Genomic DNA, 19,949 nt, shown 5'->3' on the forward strand with positions numbered 1-19,949 from the left:
AGCGTCATAAACTCGCACAGTTTCACATTTGCAGTCCCCTATTCAGTCGCGTTTTACATAACGTGATCTGTTGGAATGCCGTGAATCAGACCCATTTTTGTCTATTAACCGCGGATGGAGAGGTTGGGGCGGAGAGGCGATTATTTATGCAGCCGCAATTAGCACACAATTATGTGGCTTATTAAATGATGTCCGGGGATTCTTTTGTAAATAGTCTTGAGACATCATTTTTGCTCTTAGAGATTTATTGGCTTGCATTTTCATTAGGTGGGGGTGGGGTGTCATTTGTGCCGTAACTCACAATTATGAAAATCGTGACATGGGAGACATTCTAACCCAAATTAATGGGCGGGGATTCATTGAAAAAACTTCATATGCGCAGGTTAATCGTGATTTTATGGGTTGAATGGCTAGGTGTCGTGGCGAAAGGTGGAACTTCGGCATGTGTGTGGTGTCCAAATGTCCACCCCAGAAAAAATATGCAAACAACAATTATTGACATTGAAATAAAAGACAATAGGGGTGGCAATTAAATGGCTCAACAAACATAAAATGTATTTGTTATATTCGGGGACGGCCAACGCTATAAATGAGAATTAGAAGGCGATGTCAACTGGGCTACCTGTGATGGGGGCTGGAGACGCTTATGCGTGGTCATTGATTGTTAATTGAAGGCTGGAAAGGTAGCGAAAGGTGTATAACGCACTGAAATCGAAGGAAGGGGGAGGGCTCATGTTCGGTCGTTTTACAAACGAGAAGCGCTGGTTGGCGCTTTTTAGCTTCGTGGCTGTGCTCGCTCTTTTCTTCGCTAAATCTCCAATAATTGCGCATGCGCAGGAGGCAGAAGACACTGGCGAAACCCTGACGATCCAGAAGATTTTGAGTGTTCCTGGAACAGTTAAGGGTGTTGAAGCCAATGGAAATGTCCGTGATTTTGGGCCACTCATTGCGGCATTTGACGAGGCTGCAACTCCATTTGGTAGCCACAAAATGGGTTACTGCATTGAGGCCAGCGTCGCCGGTGATCTGTATGACACCGGTCGTGTGCAGAACTTCAGTCAGTTCTCGCGCAGTACAGATACCAATAACAAGCTGCGGAACGACTTTGACCGATACCGGAAGCTCAACTGGATTGCGCACCACGGTTCTCCAGCTGTTGGTTTGGATGAACTGGGGAAGGCAGCTGGAGTTAAAGGACGTCTGAATGTGCTGGACGCCAATAACGCAACTCAATTCGCTCTGTGGCACTTCTCCGATGACATTGACTTCTCCAAGGGCATTCACAACCCATCGACGAAGGCTGTCTACGACTACCTCACTGGTCCGGCTAACGTCGGTCAGGACACCGTCGACGGTACGAACCGCACTGGCTACATTTTCAACAATGGTAAGAAACAAGACATCATCGTGATTGATAATGTCACTCCGTCTTCCGGTGAAGTTCCGGCAGAGCCGACGAAGCCGTCTGAGCCAGAAAAGCCAACCGAGCCGGAGAAGCCGACTACTCCGACCACGCCTGCGGAGACCACGACCCCGTCCGAGTCGACCAAACCGTCCGAGCCAGAAAAGCCGAAGACGCGTAAGCCGTCGATTTCCACTCAGGCTCGACTGAACGGCAACAAGATTGTCGCGGGTGCTGTGGTTAAGGACATCGTGAAGTTCACTGACCTGGTTCCGGGTAAGAACTACCGCCTAGACGCCACCCTGGTGGACAAGGCCAATGCTGATCGCATCCTGGGTACCGGCAGCGTCGAATTCACTCCGGAGACCTCTTCGGGTGAGCAGGCTGTCATGATTACCGTCTCCGATGATGTAGATGAGCCGGTTTCCGCTGCTGTTGCATTTGAAAAGCTGACCTCGACAGAGGTCACCGCTGATGGACAGGACAACACCGATGGTCAGCGGGTAGAGATCGCCTCCCACGAGGACATTAACGACGCAGCTCAGACCGTTCACGGCGAAAAGCCGGAGCAGCCGTCGACCTCCGAAGAGACCCCGACGAGCGAAGAGACGACCGAGGAGACAACGGAGCCGTCGTCCAGCGAGACCGCTACTTCTGAGACCAGTGAGTCTGAGACTCCGACGACGTCGGAAAGCGAAGAGCAGCCGAGCTCTTCGACGACTACTCCTAACACCTCCGAGTCCACGAAGCCGGCCGCTCCGACGGAACCGACCGAGCCGACTGACAGCACTGAGTCGCAGACCACGGAACCGACCGAGCCGACTGAGACTACCGAACCGTCTAAGCCGAGCGAGCCAGCTGATACGCCGCTGGAGCCGGAGCTGCGCACGGTAGCCGAGCTTCAGGGCAACCGCATTGAGGCTAATGCCAAGGTTGTCGACACCGTGCATTTCGAGGGCCTGGTGCCTGGTAAGAACTACACCCTCTCCGGTGAACTGGTTAACAAGGCTGATGGCTCTGTGATTGGTCATGGCGAGGCGACGTTCAAGCCGACGTCGGCAAGCGGTACTGTGACTGTCACTCTTGAGGTGTCTGGCTCTGTTAAGACTCCTGTTGCCGAGGCTGTCGTGTTCGAGCACCTGACCTCTGATGAGGTTGACTCGACTGGTAAGGAAAGCGCTGGTCAGGTCAATGAGATCGCTGACCACGCAGACATCAACGACGCTAGCCAGACCGTGACCGGCGAGGTTCCGGAGAAGCCGGAAGACACCCCGACTGAGGAAAGCGAAACTCCGTCCGAGGAGACGACCGCACCGGAGACCAGCTCGACTGAGCCGACCACGTCCACGGTTCCGGCAACGCCGAGCGACGATGAGCCGTCCGAGCAGCCGGAGACGACACAGCCGGAAGAGCCGTCTGAGACGACAACTCCGTCTACGTCCGAGTCCGAAAAGCCGAGCAAGCCGAGCAAGCCGACTAAGCCCGCTCAGCCGGAAAAGCCGAGCAAGCCGACGAAGCCTGCCCAGCCGGAAAAGCCGTCCAAGCCGACGAAGCCTGCCCAGCCGGAAAAGCCGAACCACCCGAGCACCCCAGCGCAGTCTGAGGACAACCCAGCCATCACGACTACTGCCGGTATTGCCGGCAAGGCTCTGGTTGAAAAGGGTGCTGTCGTCATCGACACCGTGCACTTCACTGGCCTGAAGCCGGGCACGAAGTACACGTTGACCGGTGAGCTGATGTGCAAGGAGACGGGCAAGTCCACTGGCGCTAGGAGCCGCCTGCACTTTGTGCCGACGGCATCCGCAGGCACGGTTGATGTCCCGATCATCATCACTGACGGCGACTGCGCTTCCCAGGTTGTCTTCGAGACTCTGACCGATGCCAATGGCAAGGAAGTTGCTGTTCACAAGGACATCAACTCTGCGGAGCAGACTGTCACGAACGGCAAGACCCCAGAGAACACGCCATCTGAGCAGCCGAAGGATGAGGGCGAGCAGAACACGCCTAACGACGATTCCTCTGCACCTACCAGCGAAGCTGCTACCCCGACCACTGTGATTAATCAGCACTCGGAGCAGAACAACACCAACGTCACCATCATCGGTGGCACTGGCCAGGACAAGCAGAAGAACCACGGAAAGCCGTTGGCTCCGAACTCGGAACGACGTGCAATTAGTTCGGTTCCGTCTGGCCCGACTGGTTTGGCTACTCACGCTCTGCCGACGGTAGCCACGAACTAAGGAGATTCCATGACTGATCAGTTTGGCTCGGACGAGACCGGCAAGGAACCTGGAAACGCACCAGGATTCGAACCGGAAACCGAAACTGGCGCACTCGGCCATGTTGATGCGTTTGGCCAGGACGAAGATCAGGCCGATGGCCAAGTCGAAGACCTGCAGGACGTGCCTTGGTGGAAGCAGCCACGGGTGTATATCGCCGCTATCGCATTAATCGGCGTTATCGCTCTGCTGGTGATTGCCCAACTGAACCGCAATGATTCGGCGCTCGAAGGTGCGCAGGAGAATCTTCCTACTCCAGCACAGGGTTCTCGGGGAGCTGTGCACGAGATGGAGATGCTCATTGATGGTAAGTCGGCTCCGATTGATTTCGTTCAGCTGACTGATCAGGGATCTCTGATTCCTCCGACCGATGTTTCTCGCCTGGGCTGGTATTCCGCCTCAGCGATTCCCGGTGAGAAAGGTGCTGCTGGATCGTCCGTCATTACTGGTCACGTCAATGAGGTGGATCAGGGTGATGGTTACGCTGCACGTTTCGCTGACTTGAAGGCTGGTGACACTGTCACGGTGAAGGTGGATGGCGAAAGCCGAGACTTCACCGTCAGCAAGGATCCGATCCAGGTGGTCAAGGGCGCTCAGATGCCTGAGGTCGTCAACGATGCAGTTGGTGAGAACCGCTTGGTCCTCATTACCTGTGGAGGCGAGTTCGTCGGCGGCACTTTGGGTTACGCCGACAACATCATCGTCGAGGCCACTCCAGTGCGCTAATCCAGTGCGCTAGATCAGAGCACTAGGGCGCTGGGGCTCAGCCTCAACTAGTTGACCAATTTCATTGGCTGTGGCTGTTGAACGCCGTCGAACAACGGCGGCGCCGACAGTCACAGAAAAACACAGAACAAATCTGCAGAAACCCTGCAGAAACACAGAAGATAAGGAAGTACCTATGAGCATGTTGAAGAAAATCGGTGTCTGGGGTGTGGGCGCACTCGTGCTTGCCGCTCCGGTTGCCACTGCCGCACAGGCAGTAGCTGCACCTGCAAACTCTGCTGACACTGCAGTTGTCGCTCCGGGCAAGGGTGGGTTCCTCCACTCGGGCAAGCTAGCCGTCAACCGCTACGTCTTCGAGCTTGAGCACCGCGATGGCAAGGACTACGTCAACATCACCTTCACCGGCGATCACAGCGCTGACGTGCAGATCATGCCGGATGGCATGACCCCTGAGGGCAAGAAGAAGGTCGACCAGATTGGTGACGTCCTCAAGCTCAACGGCTACAACGATGTTCACTACTGGGCGGTTCTCTAAACGTCCCCTGTGACGCCGAAGCGCGCCCCGTGTCGCTTACTGTCTCTGTGCTTTTACAGGTCCTAGCACAAGGCGGTGGGTCGCGGGGCGTTTCTTGGTTTTTTGATGGTGTCCTTTTGCTTTCGCTTGACGACGTTGTCGTGACAGCAAATACGAGAAGGTTGATGAGCCCTCATTTGCCCGGCGTGCGCTGCGACGATAGCGGTAGGGGGTAAAAGCTATTGATACAAACCAACTGGTTAGCCCTGATTGGGGGGAGGGGGATAAATCGCGGAAATCTTTACGCTTTTTTGGGTGAATGAGCAAAAGCCCGTCGCGAACAGTGTAAAGAGCTATCGCGGAGGTAGTACGAAGTGTGAATGCGAAGGGTTTTCATGCCTAGGTGTCGCGGCCCGTTCTCCTTGGGGGTATCGGCCAGATGCTTAAGCGGTTAAGTTATTTATAAGCGGTTCACTGAGCGCTGTTAACCGAGCAAGCAATGAGCTTGAGCTGCAATGTTTATACATTCAAACATTAAAGTTCATAACGCTTAGGCTTAAAAGGTTAGACAGACTGGTCTTTTTCTTAAGGAAAATCTCAGTTTTGGCAAGTCGGGGAACGTTGGTGTCGCCGTCTGGAGTGAATCGCGAGACGTATTGAAGCGTGTCGCTTCATTTTGGACTTCTGTAAAGGACCTGTTTTCGTGAATAAGTTCTCCCGTACCGCCCGCTCGGTAACTTTCGCTGCCATCGTCGGTCTGTCGATGGGTGTCTCCGCCCCGGCTGCAATCGCTCAGGACACTTCCATCAACCAGGCTGCCGGGGACTCCCCACTGGTGAATAAGAACGCCAAGGGCTCGCTCACCATTCACAAGTTCGGTAACCCGACCAGCGAAGGCCAGCCGTCTGGTACCGAAGCTGATGTCGAGGACGTTAAGGCCAACGGTGGTAAGGTGCTTGAGGGTGTCGGCTTTACCGTCTACAAGATCAACAAGACTGCAGATGGCGCTACCCCCATCGATGTCACCACCAACGAGGGTCTGCTGGCTGCTTCGAAGCTGAAGGCTGAAGACTTCTCCCAGGGCGCACAGCTGAAGGACGGCCTCCCGGCTGGAGTCCTCACCGAGGTCGCATCCGGTAAGACCGGCCCAGACGGCAAGTGGGTCGTTTCCCAGAATCTTGACCTCGGTGCTTACCTGGTTGTTGAGACCGGTCCGAAGGAAGGCTACGACCCGGCTGTTCCGTTCATCGCTTTCGTTCCGATGACCGCGGATAACGGTGGGGATAACCAGGGCACTAGCTGGAACTACGATGTCCACGCGTTCCCGAAGAACTACAAGGACGAAGAGCCGACCAAGACCGTCAAGGACAAGGACCAGAACGCTGGTGATAAGAACCTTGTCTACACCGTCACAGGTACTGCTCGCCAGCTGAAGCCGAACACGGAGCGCACCCAGTTCCAGATCACTGACCAGATTGACCCGAAGCTGGAAATCACCGACGTGAAGGTGACGGTCGCTGGCCAGGAGATCCAGCCGACGCAGGATGTTGATGGGAAGTTCTTCGAGGGCAACAAGGTCGACGTCGCCCTGAAGCCAGAAGTTGCAAATACTCTCAAGGCCGGTGACAAGGTCGTCGTTACCATCACCACCAAGCTGAAGCCTGAGTTCGCGAAGGATACCGATATCGCGCCGAACAAGGCTCTGGTCTTCCAGAACAACCCGGATGGTACCGAAAACTCCACTCCGAAGGAGACTCCGGAGGTCAAGACCTACTGGGGTGGCCTGCAGTTCAAGAAGGTCGATGGCAACCGCAAGGGTCTGGAAGGCGCCGAGTTCCAGATTGTCCGCCAGGAGGCTGGCAAGCAGTGCTCCGAAATTGACACCACCAAGAAGGATTCCTGGACTCCGGTAAACGGTCAGCAGGGCGGCGAAATTAAGACCACCTTCGTCTCTGGCCAGGACGGTATCGTCAAGATTACCGGTCTTCACGTCAACGACTTCGAAGACAATGCTGAGGTTGCCGCTGATGACCAGTCCCACTACTGCCTGATTGAGACCAAGGCTCCGAAGGGCAAGGAGCTGCTGCCGGAGGCACTCGAGTTCAAGCTGGTTGCTACCTCGACTGACCCGGAGCGCGTCTACAAGCTGGCTTCCGTCCAGGTCGGCGCTAACCCGGGTGAGGTCGTTAACTCCGACGACACTACCCCGAACCTGCCGATGACCGGTGGTGCCGGTATTGGCATCCTGGCTGCTATCGGTGCAGCTATCGTCGCAGCTGGTGCATGGTTCGCCCGCCGCGGTTCCAAGAACTAAACCCGAGTAAAGGCTCGGTCACTGGAGCTCTTTAGCTCCAGTGTTGCGGGAATAGCGTGCGTTCAACAGCGCACGCCATTCCTGTAGTTTGCGCATCACTGAAATTACTGTTGCGGCCTTTCGATGTGCTCTTTTTCAACAGCAGGCATTCCCATGCCGGTGAGAAAGAGAAAGGCCACATCCCTTTTTGATTGACTTCTTGGGAGTTCCTCCGTGGGTAAACACTCTGCGTCGACTCTGACGCGGGACGCATCAGCTGAGCAGCCTAATCAGCCTGAGCAGGCGAAAAAGAACAGCATGGTTCTCCCCGCAATTCTGGTGATTGTGGGTTTACTTGTGATGCTGTACCCGGTTGTCTCCACGGCATTGAATAACTACGGCACCTCTAAGGCGGCCAAAGAGTTCGCCAAGCTGGAGAAGTCCGTACCCCAAGAAGTTAAAGATGAACAGTGGGAGCGTGCTCATTCTTACAATGAGCGCCACACCACCGGCCCGATTCTGGACCCGTGGCTTAACGAAATTAATGACCACAACCCTGAGTACGCCGCTTATCTCGATCAGCTAAACGCTACCGACGTGATGGCGCGTCTAATCTTCCCAGAGATTAAGGCCGACCTGCCGATCTACCACGGCACCAGCGATGAGGTGCTCGCTAAGGGGCTCGGACACCTATACGGATCCGATCTTCCAGTCGGCGGTGTTGGAACCCACTCCATCATTACCGGTCATACCGGACTTACTAACGTAACGCTCTTCGATAACCTGCGGAAAGCAAAAGAGGGAGACGCCTTCTATATCCAGGTCGCAGGTCACAAGCTGAAGTACGAGATTGATCAAATCAAGGTTGTACTTCCGCATGAGACCGATGATCTTCGTCCCATTGAAGGCCAGGACTACATCACCCTCATCACTTGCACTCCTTACGGAATCAACACGCACCGTCTGCTAGTGCGTGGGCACCAAGTGCCGATGGATCCGTCGGAAAGCAATGTCTTCGACCAAACGCACGGAGCTGGATGGCAGTGGTGGATGTACGCCCTGCTTGTAACAGTGCTTGTGCTTGGCGCAGGCTTTGCGTGGTGGCTCTGGCGCCAGCGCCTCGACGCCGACGAAGAGCTTGACGACGACGCTGAGAACGCGGACGTCGAGACTGCTGATGGCGACGCAGACAGCGATGAACTCGCTGACGGCAGCGAATCGGCATCCGAGGATAATAACAACACTTCGTGGTGGGAAAACGACAATGAATAAATATTTGACATCCACCTGGAACCGGATAGCTGCGTTCTTAGCTGCCTGCGCTCTGGTTGCAGTGATGGGTGCAATCGGCGCGAATGACGCCAACGCGGCCAGGATTGTTGGACGCGTGGACGCTCCAGGCGTTTCAGCAACAAGCGGCACTGACATTGTGCGAATTACCTTGAGCCCAGGAAACCCGGACGATGATAATTCGACGGCGTCGGGCTCTATTTCTGGCGTGACCATTCATCTGCATCGTCTTAAGGGAATTTCGCCGTCAAGCCAGCAGGACCGCGAGAAGGTGGAAAATGCCACCGCAGCTGAGCTTGCCGAGTGGCCAAAAGACCTCCACTTCAGCCAGGTCACTGACGAAAACGGCTCTGTTAAATTCAGTGACCTGCCGGAGGGTATTTACCTTGTGACCTCGACGGCTCCGAACGACAGTTATCGGGAGATCAACCCCTTCTTGGTATCGGTGCCTTTCTATGGCGCGGACTATGACTCCACTCCTGTAGAGGGAGTCATTGTGGCGAAGTCGCACAAGCCGGGGGAGACACCACCACCGTCGACGCCTCCGGCCACTCCGCCGAAGACCCCTCCGACAACACCACCTGGAACTCCGCCGACTACGCCGGGCACATCGACCCCGCCGAAGACTCCTCCGACCACTCCGGGTGAACCGGGAACCTCGACGACCACTTCGACTACCTCCACGCCACCTGATGAGCCTGGTACCTCGACGCCTTCGGGCTCGTCGGGTTCATCCTCAAGCTCGGGAAGTAGCGGAGGATCCGGCTCCTTGGCGCTCACCGGTGTGCAGGTAGCAGGCCTGGTAGCTGCCGCTGCAGCACTAATCGGCGGAGGATTCGTCATTATCGCCGCTAGCAAGAAGAACTCAGAAAGTGGGAAGAACTAATGTTTTCGACAACATTCCGCTTGCCGGATTCAATGCGAACTACGCTTCGCATGTTCTTGGCCGCTTTGCTAGCGGTAGCTCTCGTTGTCAGCGGTCAGGCGTTTGCGCCCAATGCGCCACAGGCACAGGCGCAGACGGAGGTTATTCCGACGTCTCCGCCGAAGCATGAGTTTAACAAGATTAAGGTGCAGCCCAATCCGGGCGATGCAAAATTTGAGTTCACTATTGATAGCGACGCGACGATTGACAGTCTTCAGTTCAATGTTGGTGGATCAGAGTGGCTTAAGGGATATGAGCTAAGTATTAATGGCAGGACGATTCCGTCTCAGTTCGCCCCAAATATAGGGTCTGGTGCATCGAAAAAGGCACCGTTTGAAATTGTGCACAGCGGATTGAATCAAACGGTGAAAGCGGGCGATAAGATTAACTTAGTATTGAACTACAACAGTTCGACAGCAACTGGCAGCGTATCCGTCACCCTTCGCGGTACTCCCGACGGCTCTACTGAGCCCACCGGCCCAAGTGAGCCAACTGACCCGACGGAGCCTACCCAGCCGACAGAGCCAACTGAGCCCACCGAGCCCACCGAGCCGGAGAATCCGGAGCCAGAACCAGGAACGGTAACTCCTGCGGATCCGACCCTTGTTGATCCCGCGACTGCACCGGAGTGCGTGGAGAAGGCGTACATCAATATCCCGGACACCAAGGGTGTTGATTACTACCTCAACGCAGAGAAGAAGCCGGCTGGCCGGCACGTCTACGAGCAGAACAAGCCGGGTACAGTCAAGGTCACTGCAATGGCACAGTCGGGGTTTAAGCTTGCTCCGAACGCGCGTACCGAGTGGACTTTCAATCTAAGTGGTGAAGTTAAAGACTGCTCAAATTCTTCTGAAGATCCCAAGCCACCGGCTGTCGAAGGGCGTCACTTTGATGCCATCGGCCACGAGTTTGCAGTTAAAGCTGACCCAGTAGATCCGAAGAAGCCTAATGCCTTTACGGCTAAGGTGACTGAGGAATCTCACATGAAGTACGCAACCGTGCGTATCGAGACTGACGCGACCTTCTTGGATCCGCAGAAGTACAACCTCACTCTGGACCAGATTGAGCCAGGCGTAACTCTGCAGAAACGCAACGTCAATATTGGCAACGGCTTCATCACCATGGACGTTGTTCCGGTAAAGGATGGTAAGCCGGTTGACTCTGCCCTTGTACCGAAGGATGCGGTATTCACTTTCACTAATAATCTTTCGCAGAACAAGAATTTGAAGGTCACCCTCGATGTGTATGGAGAGAAAAAGGACGAGCCAAAACCACCGGAGATTATCTCGCCACCAGATGGAGCCAAATGGGTGCATGGGCGAGTCCCTAACCCGCCGATGCCACAGCGTTGTGGTCTGCGTATTGCTGTAGTAGCAGACCTTTCGACATCGCTCCGTTACGCAGATACTGATGGTTTCGAAGCATCTAAAAAGGCCGCGAATGCATTTATCGATTCCCTGCAGGGCACTCCAGCCGAGCTCGGCATCTATAACTTCGCAAGTGACGGTCCGGCTAATCAGGCTGGAACGACACACGGTCAGAACCCACCATATATTTCAATGCTGTCGGAGCAGGGCGTCCAGCGAGCAAAGGACGTAGTTAAGAACTGGAGCTATAACGCAAATAACAGTGCTACGAACTGGGAAGCGGGCCTGAAGCAGGTCAAGGATAACGACTACGACGTGGTGTACTTCATCACTGATGGTATGCCCACGACCTCCTCGACAATCAAGAGCAAGGGCATCGGTGGTGAATTCGTTCAGGCTAGTGCTCTCAACGACGCAATCAAAGCATCCAACGAACTCAAAGCTGCCGGTACCCGTGTTGTGCCGCTCATGGTCGACCTGACTCTTGGCGGGCGAAGCAGCCAACGCCCCGTTGTAACGAATGATCTGGTGCTCAAAGACGCCAAGCGCATTGGCTGGCAAGCAGATCCGGGACAAGCCCCAGGCCTCTACTACAAAATTCGAAGTGATCACCCGAAGGCTTCGCACGCCAATTACATCAACACCGACACCATGGCGAATCTGAAAATGGCGTACGACGCGGCAGGCAACCAGGCCCTGCAGGTGTTTGAACGGATGCCTAATGGGAGGTTAAACACAGTTACTTCGGACATGTCTAGGTGGACCTACGGTGCACGTGGTGTCAAGACCATGGGCGAGGATATCTCGGGCACTGGTGACACGGTGAGGGTGTCTAACTACAGCAATCTTGCGGAACAGATGAAAACAATCGCCCAAGACGTAACCACACGATGCAACGGTGTAGTGAAGGTCAAGAAGAGGATTGTCGATGAAAACGGCAAGGTTCTCGAAGACGGTGCCCCTGGTTGGGAGTTCACCCTGTCCGCAAATAACAATGTCATCGGTTCTGGTAATGGCCCGTTGGTTCACCAGTCGATGAAGGTGACCTCCGGTTCTGAATCCGATAAGGGTACTGCATCGTGGAACATCGAAAGCGAGAGGGAACAGTCGCTGGTTCTGACTGAAACGCAGAAGCAGGGCTACACCTTGTTCCGTCGCGGTGACACCTTGGATTCCACCGGTGACTACAACGCCGTATGTACTCAAACCCGCGACGGGAAAACCTCACCTCTCAAGGTGGAAAATGTGGGCGAGTTTGGTTTCCGTGTAAAGATGTCGGAATCCAATAAGGTCCTGTCTTCCATTTCCTGTGTTGTCGATAACTACGAAGCGCCGGACACCAAGCCAGGCAAGCTGACCTTGGAAAAGGCGGAGTACGTCGATGGTGAGGGAGTCAAGATTCTACCGGGGCTTGGTGGTGCAACCTTCGATATCTACCCCTCGGCTGGTGGTAAGCCGGATTTCAGTGGAGGACCGGTCTACACCATCACGCCTGATCAGAAGTCAATTGAAATCACTGAAACTGGCACTTTCTACCTTGTAGAAACGATGGCGCCGGCAGGACTTAGCCTGCTGCCAGAGCCAGTAGCTTTTGAAATCTCAATTGACCAAGAGACTAAGGAGTACACCGTCTCGGTGGTAGGCGGCAGTAGCCCGCTTATTAAGGCCGAAGGCTCCGGTGAACTCATGATCATGCAGGTGACCGACACCAAGACCGGTAAGCTGCCAAAGACCGGTGGAAACGGAGTCCTTCTCTGGCCACTGTTTGGTGCGGTAATCGCAGCCTGCGGTTGGTTCTGGACTCGCCGCCAGCAGTCCTAATAACAAGAATGGGTTCTGTGCAGTCGCCTGCACAGAACCCATTGGGCCGCACAAAGAACAAGACTCGCGTCCCACCATCAGGAAGCCCTACGCAAACAAAGCCCTCTTACCAGGGTGAGTTAGCGGTGATATAGGAACCAAGCTGCTGCCCGTTCCCATCGATGATGTTCCAGGTAGTCGATACAACGCCGACAGCGCCTTTTTCCGGAACCCATACAGGGCCACCGGAATCGCCTCGTTGAGCGTGTACGTTCTGAACCTGTAGAGCGTTGTCCTCGATTTGGTATGCCTCGCGATCAGCGGCTAAACCGCAGGAAACTCTCCCCGTAGTGTTTCCGTATATGCAGACTGTCTCGCCTGTTTGAACATCTGTTGGGAATAGAGTCGAATCGCCCGAATACGAATTCTCACCTGCAGTAGCGGGGTCGTCAAGCGAGACAACTCCAATGTCGTTCCCTGTATCTAGTGAATGGTCATAGGTGGGAGACGGTTGGAATACTCCAATTTTCTGAAAGGTCCCATCCGTCACCGTGTCTCCATCTTGTCCACAATGCCCTGCGGTATAAATCTGAGAGTTGGTCTTGTCGACATAGCCGGCTGTACAGACACTAGCTTGCGGTCCATCAGCGTGAATGATGACAACTGGATCGCCTTGGTTGATGGTGGCCGCGTAGGCCGGTAGCCCGGTTGTAGCCGTGATAACGGCAGTGACAGTGAAAATCCATGAAGGTCTATTCATGGGGAAATCTGCTCCTCAGTGAGTCGGTCGGTGGCGGCCCAAAAACTGGTTGTGGCGTTTTCATGCCGCACATTGAAAAGCATTTCCTCAGGCTGGGTTTCCTAGAGGGCGAATACGAACGCGCATGGTGAGCGTCCAATCATCCCAAAGATGCGTAAAAACAAAGCTAATCTCGTCGAGAAAGATGGAACGTATGCGTGTCGGGCAGTTCATATACCTGTTTCGTATCGCGAATATAAGGAAATATATAAACCTATCAGTTAAGACAGAACCTACGCTCAAGTGGTCAATCATGCGCGATAGCGTTCTAAAAATGGGGTAGAAGAAAGGCCAACGCCCATCGGGGGGGGGGGCGGGGCTAAACAGCAGCCGAGTCGCCGCTGGCGCTGTCGCCGTCGTCAAGCGCGGCAACCAAATCGCGGTGCGCACGAGTTCCGATCGTGGTCGGCATTAACACACCGCTGAAACGTGGAATCTCGCTGTAAGTTGCCACTCGTTATACAAAGTTGTCGAATTTGTTAGCAAACGGCTGGCACGTGGGGTTCGTTCGTGATGCCAGAACGGGAAATGAGAGGTCATATCCTGCCGTCAAGCAGGGATAATATAGAAATTACAGAGCTCTCCGTGATGCCGGGGAAGAAGGGTACATCAAGTCTGTAATCCAGTTTTCTAAGAGCCTTTCATAACGAAATCCCTGCTGGAGGGGCTCTCTCGCAGTCATGTATTCCTAGCCGCACTGCAGATTGCCTGTGGCGGCTATAGCATCGGCATTGTCCAGACATTTCGTCTACAACACTGAGAACAGGAACGGCACATCATGGCTGACAATGCAAAGAACACTGCTAAGAACACCCCGGCAACTCAGGCTGGCTCGGACTCCGCGAATAAGGGAACCGGCCACGGCCACACTTCTATCGACGACAGCGTCGTCTCCAAGATTGCCGGTATCGCTACCCGCGAGGTCTCCGGTGTCTATGACCTTGGCGGCGGCATGGATCGCTTCGCTGGCTCCGTCCGTGAGTTTGTTTCCGGCGGCAGCGCCAACGTATCCCAGGGAATTGCTGTTGAGGTCGGCGAGCGCCAGGCTGCAGTCGACGTCACCATCATTGCCGAGTACGGCGTTGCCATCCATGAACTGGCTGAGGCTATCCGTCAGAACGTCATTAGCTCCGTTGAGCGTATGACCGGCCTCGAGGTCACTGAAGTCAATGTCGATGTTTCCGATGTTCACACCGACTACCAGACCCCGCAGGAGCGCGAAGAAGAGGCCGCTAAGCAGCGCGAAGAGCAGCGCAAGGCCATCGCGGCTGCTAACGAGCCCAAGGAACAGCCACGCGTCCAGTAGTTGACAACTATTGCGCGTCGGAGCAGGGCAGGATGGGTAGTTAGGCCCGTATAAAGGGGAATTTCATGTTCGATAATTACACAAAGACCTTCGCGACGATTGCCGTTGTCCTGTGCTTCGCCGCAATGATTGGTGGTTTCACGGGTTTTCTTGCGGTTATTGCCTTCGGAGTTCTGGCCGGTGCAGCCGGTGCGGTACTCGATGGCAAAATCGATGCGCCCGAACTCAACCGTAAGTTCAACCGAGGAGGCCGCCGACGGTGACTATCCACGTTCCAGCAACGCGTGGCACCACCGTCGTAAGCGAAAAGGCAATCCGCCGCATCGTAGAGATGGCCGTGCGCGCGGTTCCCGGCACCCTCGACCAATCCCGTGTGCTAGGGCGCGACTATCCAATTGTCTCTATCGATAGTGCGATTGCCCCTAGTTCTGCCACGACCAATGCCGTTAGTGCAGTTCGAGTCGCAGTTCGCGCCGTTGCATCATGGCCGGCGCCGACAGCGGAAATTGCGGTGCGCATTCGTTCAAGCGTCGCCGCCTGGCTCGCTGATATGGCCGGTCTTGAAAATGTCACCGTCGATGTTGACATCGACAGCGTCGAACCCGGGCACGTGCGTGTCACCCGACAGGACTTAGCGTACTTTTCAGATCACCCGCAGTTGACACCTGTCCGGGTGAACCAGCAGGTAGTAACCGCACCGCAGGTGCGGCGGGTCCCAGAAGTGCGGTCTATCGCCGTGCCGACGCCGCAGCCAGTGCGCAGTATTTCAGTACCGCAGCCACAGTCAGTGCGTAGCATTCAGCCGGTGACACCGCAGCTGGTACGCAGCGTTACTCCGCCGCGTCCAGAACGAGTACGCAGTGTCCCAGCACCTGCTCCACAACCGATGCGCTTTGTCATGCAGCCGAAGCCGCAACCAGCTGTGGCTATTAAGGCACCAAAGCCGCAACCGGCCCGTCGCGTTGTTGCGCCACCGCCGTTACCAGTGACTCGCACCTCGGCGCCGAAGCCGGTACAGGTGCGTCGCACACCAACTCCACGGCCAATACAGCTGCGAAAAGTCGCAGCACCAAAGCCGAAGTCCTTGGTGCAGGTGAGTGTCCCCCGGCAACCAAAGCTGCGTCCGGTACGAGTGCCGTCGCCACGCACAATTAACGTTAAGACGCCACGACCAGCACTACTACGGCCGGTTAAAGTGCCGCGTCCAACCCGGTTGAAACAGGTTCGCGCACCACGACAGGAGCAGCTGCGCCCGGTATCCGTGCCACAACCACGTACCGTGGTGGTAAGCACGCCAGAGCCGCGCCCACTGAAAAAGATTGAGGTGACACCCTATGACGCCGACTGAGAGGTCATCGGCCGCGGTGGTCTCGGACGAGTCAGTCGAAACTCGCCAGGGACGTGACCCGCGTCAATCACCAAAGGTCCGCGGGCTGGGAGTTTTCGCCGGTCTGTTGATGATTGCAGCGGCCATTGTCGCAGGTAGAGAAGCAATCATTAGCGCCAATAGCTCAGGTGACACCTCATGGTTACAACCGGTATTCGACTGGTTCAGCAACCCACAGGGCTCAGCCGCGTCATGGGTGTTGCTCCTCGTCGGAATCCTCGCTGCAATCTATGGGCTGGGACAGCTCATCGCGGTGTTTCTTCCCGCCCCGCGCCGGTATGTACGCGTCGATGACGATGGCAACCTGCCAGTGTGGATGCATAAGTCTGACTACCAAGAAATCCAGAATGGCACGGCACTTGCTTCCGGAACTCACGGCGGATACGAAGGTGATGACAAGTGAAAACATCAGTAAGCGTATTCGACCGAATTGTGTTGTTCCTCTTCTCAGCGCTGTTACTACTGGTAGCAACATGGGCGATTGCTAGCTACCTCGATGTCGCTCCTGCACAGTGGCTTCATGACACCGGGCGGATGGAATCCTGGGGAAAACTACCTGAGCAAAGCTGGTATGTTCCCGTCCTCGGTGTAATCACAGCGATTCTAGCGGTGGTCGGCTGCAGCCTGGTGGTCGCTAATCTGCGATCGCACCGGTTCAGCACGGTCGCCGCATCGGAATCACAGGAAAAGTTAGGAGAGATTTCGCTGCCGGTCGCCGATGTTGCCGATGCGGTGTGCACCGATCTAGAGCGCAACGCCCACATCAACCAGGCGGATTCACGGGTCTACCGGGATAATGGAATACCCACCTTGGAAGTGACTGTGGCAATGCCACCGCAGGCGAGCCTCCCCGCCGTTGTAGCTGCCCTGAAAAACGCGGAGCGTGAAATGCGTGATGCCCTCGGCCATGCGGATATCGCCTCGACCTACAAAATCGAACTGGACCGTTAGTCAGCTTCGAGAGGCCACAACCTACAACGGCTGGCTACGTCCCCTGGCCGGAGCGGGGGCTAAACAGCTGCAGAGTCGCCGATGGCACTGTCGCCGTCGTCAAGCGCAGCAACCAAATCGCGGCGCGCACGGGCGACACGGGAGCGAATAGTGCCCACACGACAACCTGCGATTTCCGCGGCCTCCGCGTAGGAGTAACCCAGCACCTGCGTCAGAATGAGTGCCTCGCGGCGTTCCTCCGGCAGCTGCTCCAGCAGCACGCGAGCGTCAGCGAGCTCTGACCACGACTCGCCGGTCGTAAACTGCTCGGCAGCATTTTCCACTTCCACCGCAGACTTCTTCGGACGCGCCGAATCATGACGGACCGAATCCACCCACACGCGCCGGGCCAGCGACAACAGCCAAGTGCGGGCAGAAGAACGCGCCGCAAAGCGGGGAAGCGCCCCCATGACACGCAGATACGTCTCCTGCGTTAAATCATCCGCAGCATCAACGCCACCCAGATGTGCGAGCAGACGCCACACGTCCTTCTGCGTCAGCCGCACAAACTCCGTCAGCGCAGCCTGATCACCGCGACCGGCTTTCAGCGCCAGCTGCGTGATGTATTCGTCATTAGAGACGAGGCGTGCGGGAGTCATGGCAATAGCTTAGCAACTTAAAACCTAAAGATAATTCGCCTGGCTGCACGTGGCCTCACCTGCAAAAAGCAGGCAGCAACGCAGCCAGGCGAACTAGGGGGCTGAAGTGTTAGAAGCGGATGGCGTCGATGGGCTTGACGCGGACTGCGATGGTGGCCGGGATAATACCCGCCAGCGCGCCCACGAATGTCGCGACCAGCACGCCGATTACAGCGGCCGTGACGGGGTAGGCCACGGCGCCCGTCTCCAGCGGCAACGCCAGCATCTTATCCAGCGGCAGCTGCTTGACCGTGATGATCGAGGCAATCACGCCAACCACGCCCGCCACCGTCGTGGCGACAATCGACTCCAAGAACACAGAGATAAAAATCCGGCCTGCCGACGCGCCCATTGCGCGACGAATACCAATCTCACGGACACGGTGGCCGATGGTGACAATCGAGACCGTGAGCAGGCCCAACGCGCCAAGCGCGATCACGATGCCACCGATAATGCCCAGCGCCGTAGTGATGGTGTTATTCATCTCCTGGGAAATCTCCGTGTCCTTCTCCGACAGGGAGGTATTCACCTTCCAGCTGGGGCCGAGCTCCGCCTGGAAAATGTTGTGCAGCGCCTTCTGGTTCTCCTTCGCGGACTCCTCAGGCGTTGCGACGAGAAGTTGCGGCTCACCCACCGGACCCTCGTAGCCGGCATTGAGGAAGGAATCGTAGTGCGTGACAATGCTCGGGGCGTCCCACGATCCGAGGGACTTATACACTCCCACCACGGTGAAAGTGGTGTTGCCGGTTTCCTTCAAGGTGAAGGTTGGGTGGTCGGCTAGCGCTGGGTTTCCCAGGCTCTCGTAGAACTGGTCGTTGACCACCACGGGGTTCATCAAGCGCTGGCCATCGGCATCTTCAAGGCGACGTCCCTGCACGATGGTGCGGGCGTAGATATCGAACCAGCCCGGGTCAGCGGCGATCAGCTCGGGGGTGCCTGGCGAAAAACACTCGTAATCATCCGGTGCGCAGTCATCCATATTGTGCTCAGGTGTGGCTGGCTGCATGCGAACACGCGACCACAAGTTGGCATGGGTGGTCTCTACCAGGCGATGCGTGGCAGTGGAAAAAGCGTCGTTGATGGACCCGTCCGGATTGATGACGCTCAAATCGTCCGGTCCGTTTCCGCCGATGCCTCCACCGCCGAAGTCGCCGAAGCTATCGGCCATCGTGCCGGCGCTGCTGTCACTGCTGAAGCCGCCGTCGCCGAAGTCGCCGCCATCCTCAGAACCGGAACTACCCGCTCCGGCAGTCAACGTGACCGTGCCGGCGATGCCCGTGCTCTGTGCGGTTACCGCATCCTGGGAACTGGTGAGAATATTGCCAAGCGCAATGACTGTGGTCATCGCCCACACTGCGGCAGCCACACTGACCAGCGACAGCATGATGCGGCCACGGTTAATGCGCAGCTCATGCCACGCTTCCAGCAGAGCGCCGAGATAAGGCGTTGCTGCATAGAGGAAGGAAGGCCGTGACTTCGATTCTGTTTCTTTATTCGTCGTCATCAGCAACCTCCTCGAAGCCGTGCATAGCGTTGGCGGCAGATAGCAGGACGGAGTCGGCGTGCAACTGACCGTCGCGAAGCTCAAGTGCCCGATCGCCGCGCTCGGCGACCTCTAAATCGTGCGTAATCACAATCAGCGCAGCATTGTTTTCCGTGGCGACTTCTTCGAGCAGATCCATGACGATCTTGCCGGTGTCGACATCGAGCGCACCAGTGGGCTCATCGGCAAGAATGAGCTGCGGTTGGCGCACGAGCGCACGGGCAATCGCCACACGCTGCTGTTCACCACCGGAAAGCTGCGAGGGCGTGGCCTCTAGACGATCGCCCAGACCGACGCGCTCCAGCATCGCGGCGGCGAGCTCGGTGCGATTCCAGAACTTCTCGCCCCGGTCGTACATCAGCGGAACCTCAACGTTTTCCAGCGTGGTGCGGGAAGGGAAGAGGTTGAACTGCTGGAAGACGAATCCCAAATTATCGCCCCGGAGCGCAGCGCGTTTCCTGTCTGACAAGGTGGAAATATCGGTGCCGTTGAACGTGTACGTGCCAGAATCCGGCAAATCGAGCATGCCAATGATGTTCAGCAGCGTTGACTTACCCGAACCGGACTGGCCGACAATGCTGAGGTGCTCACCACGTGGCACTTCGAGGTCGATGCCTTTCAAAATAGGCAGCTCCTCGCCGTTGGGCAGCGTCACTGTTCGAGTGACTGCGGTCAAACTAAGCATGGCGC

The 19,949-nt window shown here is 56.1% G+C and carries 16 protein-coding genes; 12 read left to right on the top strand and 4 right to left on the bottom strand.

The window, feature by feature from the left end:
* Positions 1 to 732 precede the first annotated feature (732 nt).
* The 7 genes from HMPREF2681_RS05100 to HMPREF2681_RS05130 all read left to right on the top strand — a co-directional run bounded on the left by HMPREF2681_RS05100 (position 733) and on the right by HMPREF2681_RS05130 (position 12,617).
* Positions 733 to 3,642: a VaFE repeat-containing surface-anchored protein gene (locus HMPREF2681_RS05100; RefSeq protein ID WP_070546302.1), complete on the top strand. Its 2,910-nt coding sequence runs from the start codon at positions 733 to 735 to the stop codon at positions 3,640 to 3,642.
* Positions 3,643 to 3,651: 9 nt separating this feature from the next.
* The gene (locus HMPREF2681_RS05105) at positions 3,652 to 4,407 is read left to right on the top strand and encodes a class F sortase (RefSeq protein WP_070546304.1); all 756 of its coding nucleotides are present in this window, start codon (positions 3,652 to 3,654) and stop codon (positions 4,405 to 4,407) included.
* Positions 4,408 to 4,582: 175 nt separating this feature from the next.
* Positions 4,583 to 4,942 (top strand): hypothetical protein, encoded by a 360-nt coding sequence (locus HMPREF2681_RS05110; protein ID WP_005511660.1) that lies wholly within the window; start codon positions 4,583 to 4,585, stop codon positions 4,940 to 4,942.
* 682 nt (positions 4,943 to 5,624) lie between these two features.
* Complete coding sequence (locus HMPREF2681_RS05115; RefSeq protein ID WP_070546306.1) at positions 5,625 to 7,235, top strand: SpaH/EbpB family LPXTG-anchored major pilin; 1,611 nt, start codon at positions 5,625 to 5,627, stop codon at positions 7,233 to 7,235.
* A 237-nt stretch (positions 7,236 to 7,472) separates the two neighbouring features.
* The gene (locus tag HMPREF2681_RS05120; RefSeq protein WP_222865602.1) at positions 7,473 to 8,486 is read left to right on the top strand and encodes a class C sortase; all 1,014 of its coding nucleotides are present in this window, start codon (positions 7,473 to 7,475) and stop codon (positions 8,484 to 8,486) included.
* Positions 8,479 to 9,390, top strand: coding sequence for an isopeptide-forming domain-containing protein (locus HMPREF2681_RS05125; RefSeq protein ID WP_070546308.1), 912 nt, complete (start codon positions 8,479 to 8,481; stop codon positions 9,388 to 9,390). Before HMPREF2681_RS05120 ends, HMPREF2681_RS05125 begins: the two co-directional genes overlap by 8 nt.
* Positions 9,390 to 12,617, top strand: coding sequence for an LPXTG cell wall anchor domain-containing protein (locus tag HMPREF2681_RS05130; protein WP_083301595.1), 3,228 nt, complete (start codon positions 9,390 to 9,392; stop codon positions 12,615 to 12,617). Before HMPREF2681_RS05125 ends, HMPREF2681_RS05130 begins: the two co-directional genes overlap by 1 nt.
* 106 nt (positions 12,618 to 12,723) lie before the next feature.
* Here HMPREF2681_RS05130 and HMPREF2681_RS05135 read toward each other — a convergent pair whose 3' ends face one another.
* The gene (locus HMPREF2681_RS05135; protein WP_016421901.1) at positions 12,724 to 13,356 is read right to left on the bottom strand and encodes a trypsin-like serine protease; all 633 of its coding nucleotides are present in this window, start codon (positions 13,354 to 13,356) and stop codon (positions 12,724 to 12,726) included.
* Positions 13,357 to 14,173: 817 nt separating this feature from the next.
* Between HMPREF2681_RS05135 and HMPREF2681_RS05140 the strand changes: the two genes are divergently transcribed.
* The 5 genes from HMPREF2681_RS05140 (at position 14,174) to HMPREF2681_RS05160 (ending at position 17,039) form a co-directional block, all read left to right on the top strand.
* Positions 14,174 to 14,701, top strand: a complete 528-nt coding sequence (locus HMPREF2681_RS05140) for an Asp23/Gls24 family envelope stress response protein (RefSeq protein ID WP_016421902.1) — start codon at positions 14,174 to 14,176, stop codon at positions 14,699 to 14,701.
* 65 nt (positions 14,702 to 14,766) lie between these two features.
* On the top strand, positions 14,767 to 14,964 hold the full coding sequence (locus HMPREF2681_RS05145; protein ID WP_016421903.1) for a hypothetical protein: 198 nt from the start codon (positions 14,767 to 14,769) through the stop codon (positions 14,962 to 14,964).
* Positions 14,961 to 16,049: an Asp23/Gls24 family envelope stress response protein gene (locus tag HMPREF2681_RS05150; protein WP_016421904.1), complete on the top strand. Its 1,089-nt coding sequence runs from the start codon at positions 14,961 to 14,963 to the stop codon at positions 16,047 to 16,049. The genes HMPREF2681_RS05145 and HMPREF2681_RS05150 overlap by 4 nt, the downstream gene beginning before the upstream one ends.
* Positions 16,036 to 16,491, top strand: a complete 456-nt coding sequence (locus tag HMPREF2681_RS05155) for a hypothetical protein (protein WP_049192916.1) — start codon at positions 16,036 to 16,038, stop codon at positions 16,489 to 16,491. The genes HMPREF2681_RS05150 and HMPREF2681_RS05155 overlap by 14 nt, the downstream gene beginning before the upstream one ends.
* Positions 16,488 to 17,039 (top strand): hypothetical protein, encoded by a 552-nt coding sequence (locus HMPREF2681_RS05160; protein WP_049192917.1) that lies wholly within the window; start codon positions 16,488 to 16,490, stop codon positions 17,037 to 17,039. The genes HMPREF2681_RS05155 and HMPREF2681_RS05160 overlap by 4 nt, the downstream gene beginning before the upstream one ends.
* A gap of 59 nt (positions 17,040 to 17,098) precedes the next feature.
* On the opposite strand, the gene HMPREF2681_RS05165 is transcribed toward HMPREF2681_RS05160, so the two are convergent.
* The 3 genes from HMPREF2681_RS05165 to HMPREF2681_RS05175 form a co-directional block, all read right to left on the bottom strand.
* Positions 17,099 to 17,677, bottom strand: a complete 579-nt coding sequence (locus tag HMPREF2681_RS05165; protein ID WP_070546310.1) for an RNA polymerase sigma factor — start codon at positions 17,675 to 17,677, stop codon at positions 17,099 to 17,101.
* Positions 17,678 to 17,786: 109 nt separating this feature from the next.
* A complete protein-coding gene (locus tag HMPREF2681_RS05170; protein ID WP_070546312.1) occupies positions 17,787 to 19,220 on the bottom strand; it encodes an ABC transporter permease in 1,434 nt (477 codons plus the stop codon).
* The gene (locus HMPREF2681_RS05175; protein ID WP_005511665.1) at positions 19,207 to 19,944 is read right to left on the bottom strand and encodes an ABC transporter ATP-binding protein; all 738 of its coding nucleotides are present in this window, start codon (positions 19,942 to 19,944) and stop codon (positions 19,207 to 19,209) included. Before HMPREF2681_RS05175 ends, HMPREF2681_RS05170 begins: the two co-directional genes overlap by 14 nt.
* Between the last annotated feature and the right edge of the window lie 5 nt (positions 19,945 to 19,949).

It is taken from the genome of Corynebacterium sp. HMSC064H12 (genome assembly GCF_001809925.1).
In the GTDB taxonomy this organism is placed as follows: domain Bacteria; phylum Actinomycetota; class Actinomycetes; order Mycobacteriales; family Mycobacteriaceae; genus Corynebacterium; species Corynebacterium jeikeium_D.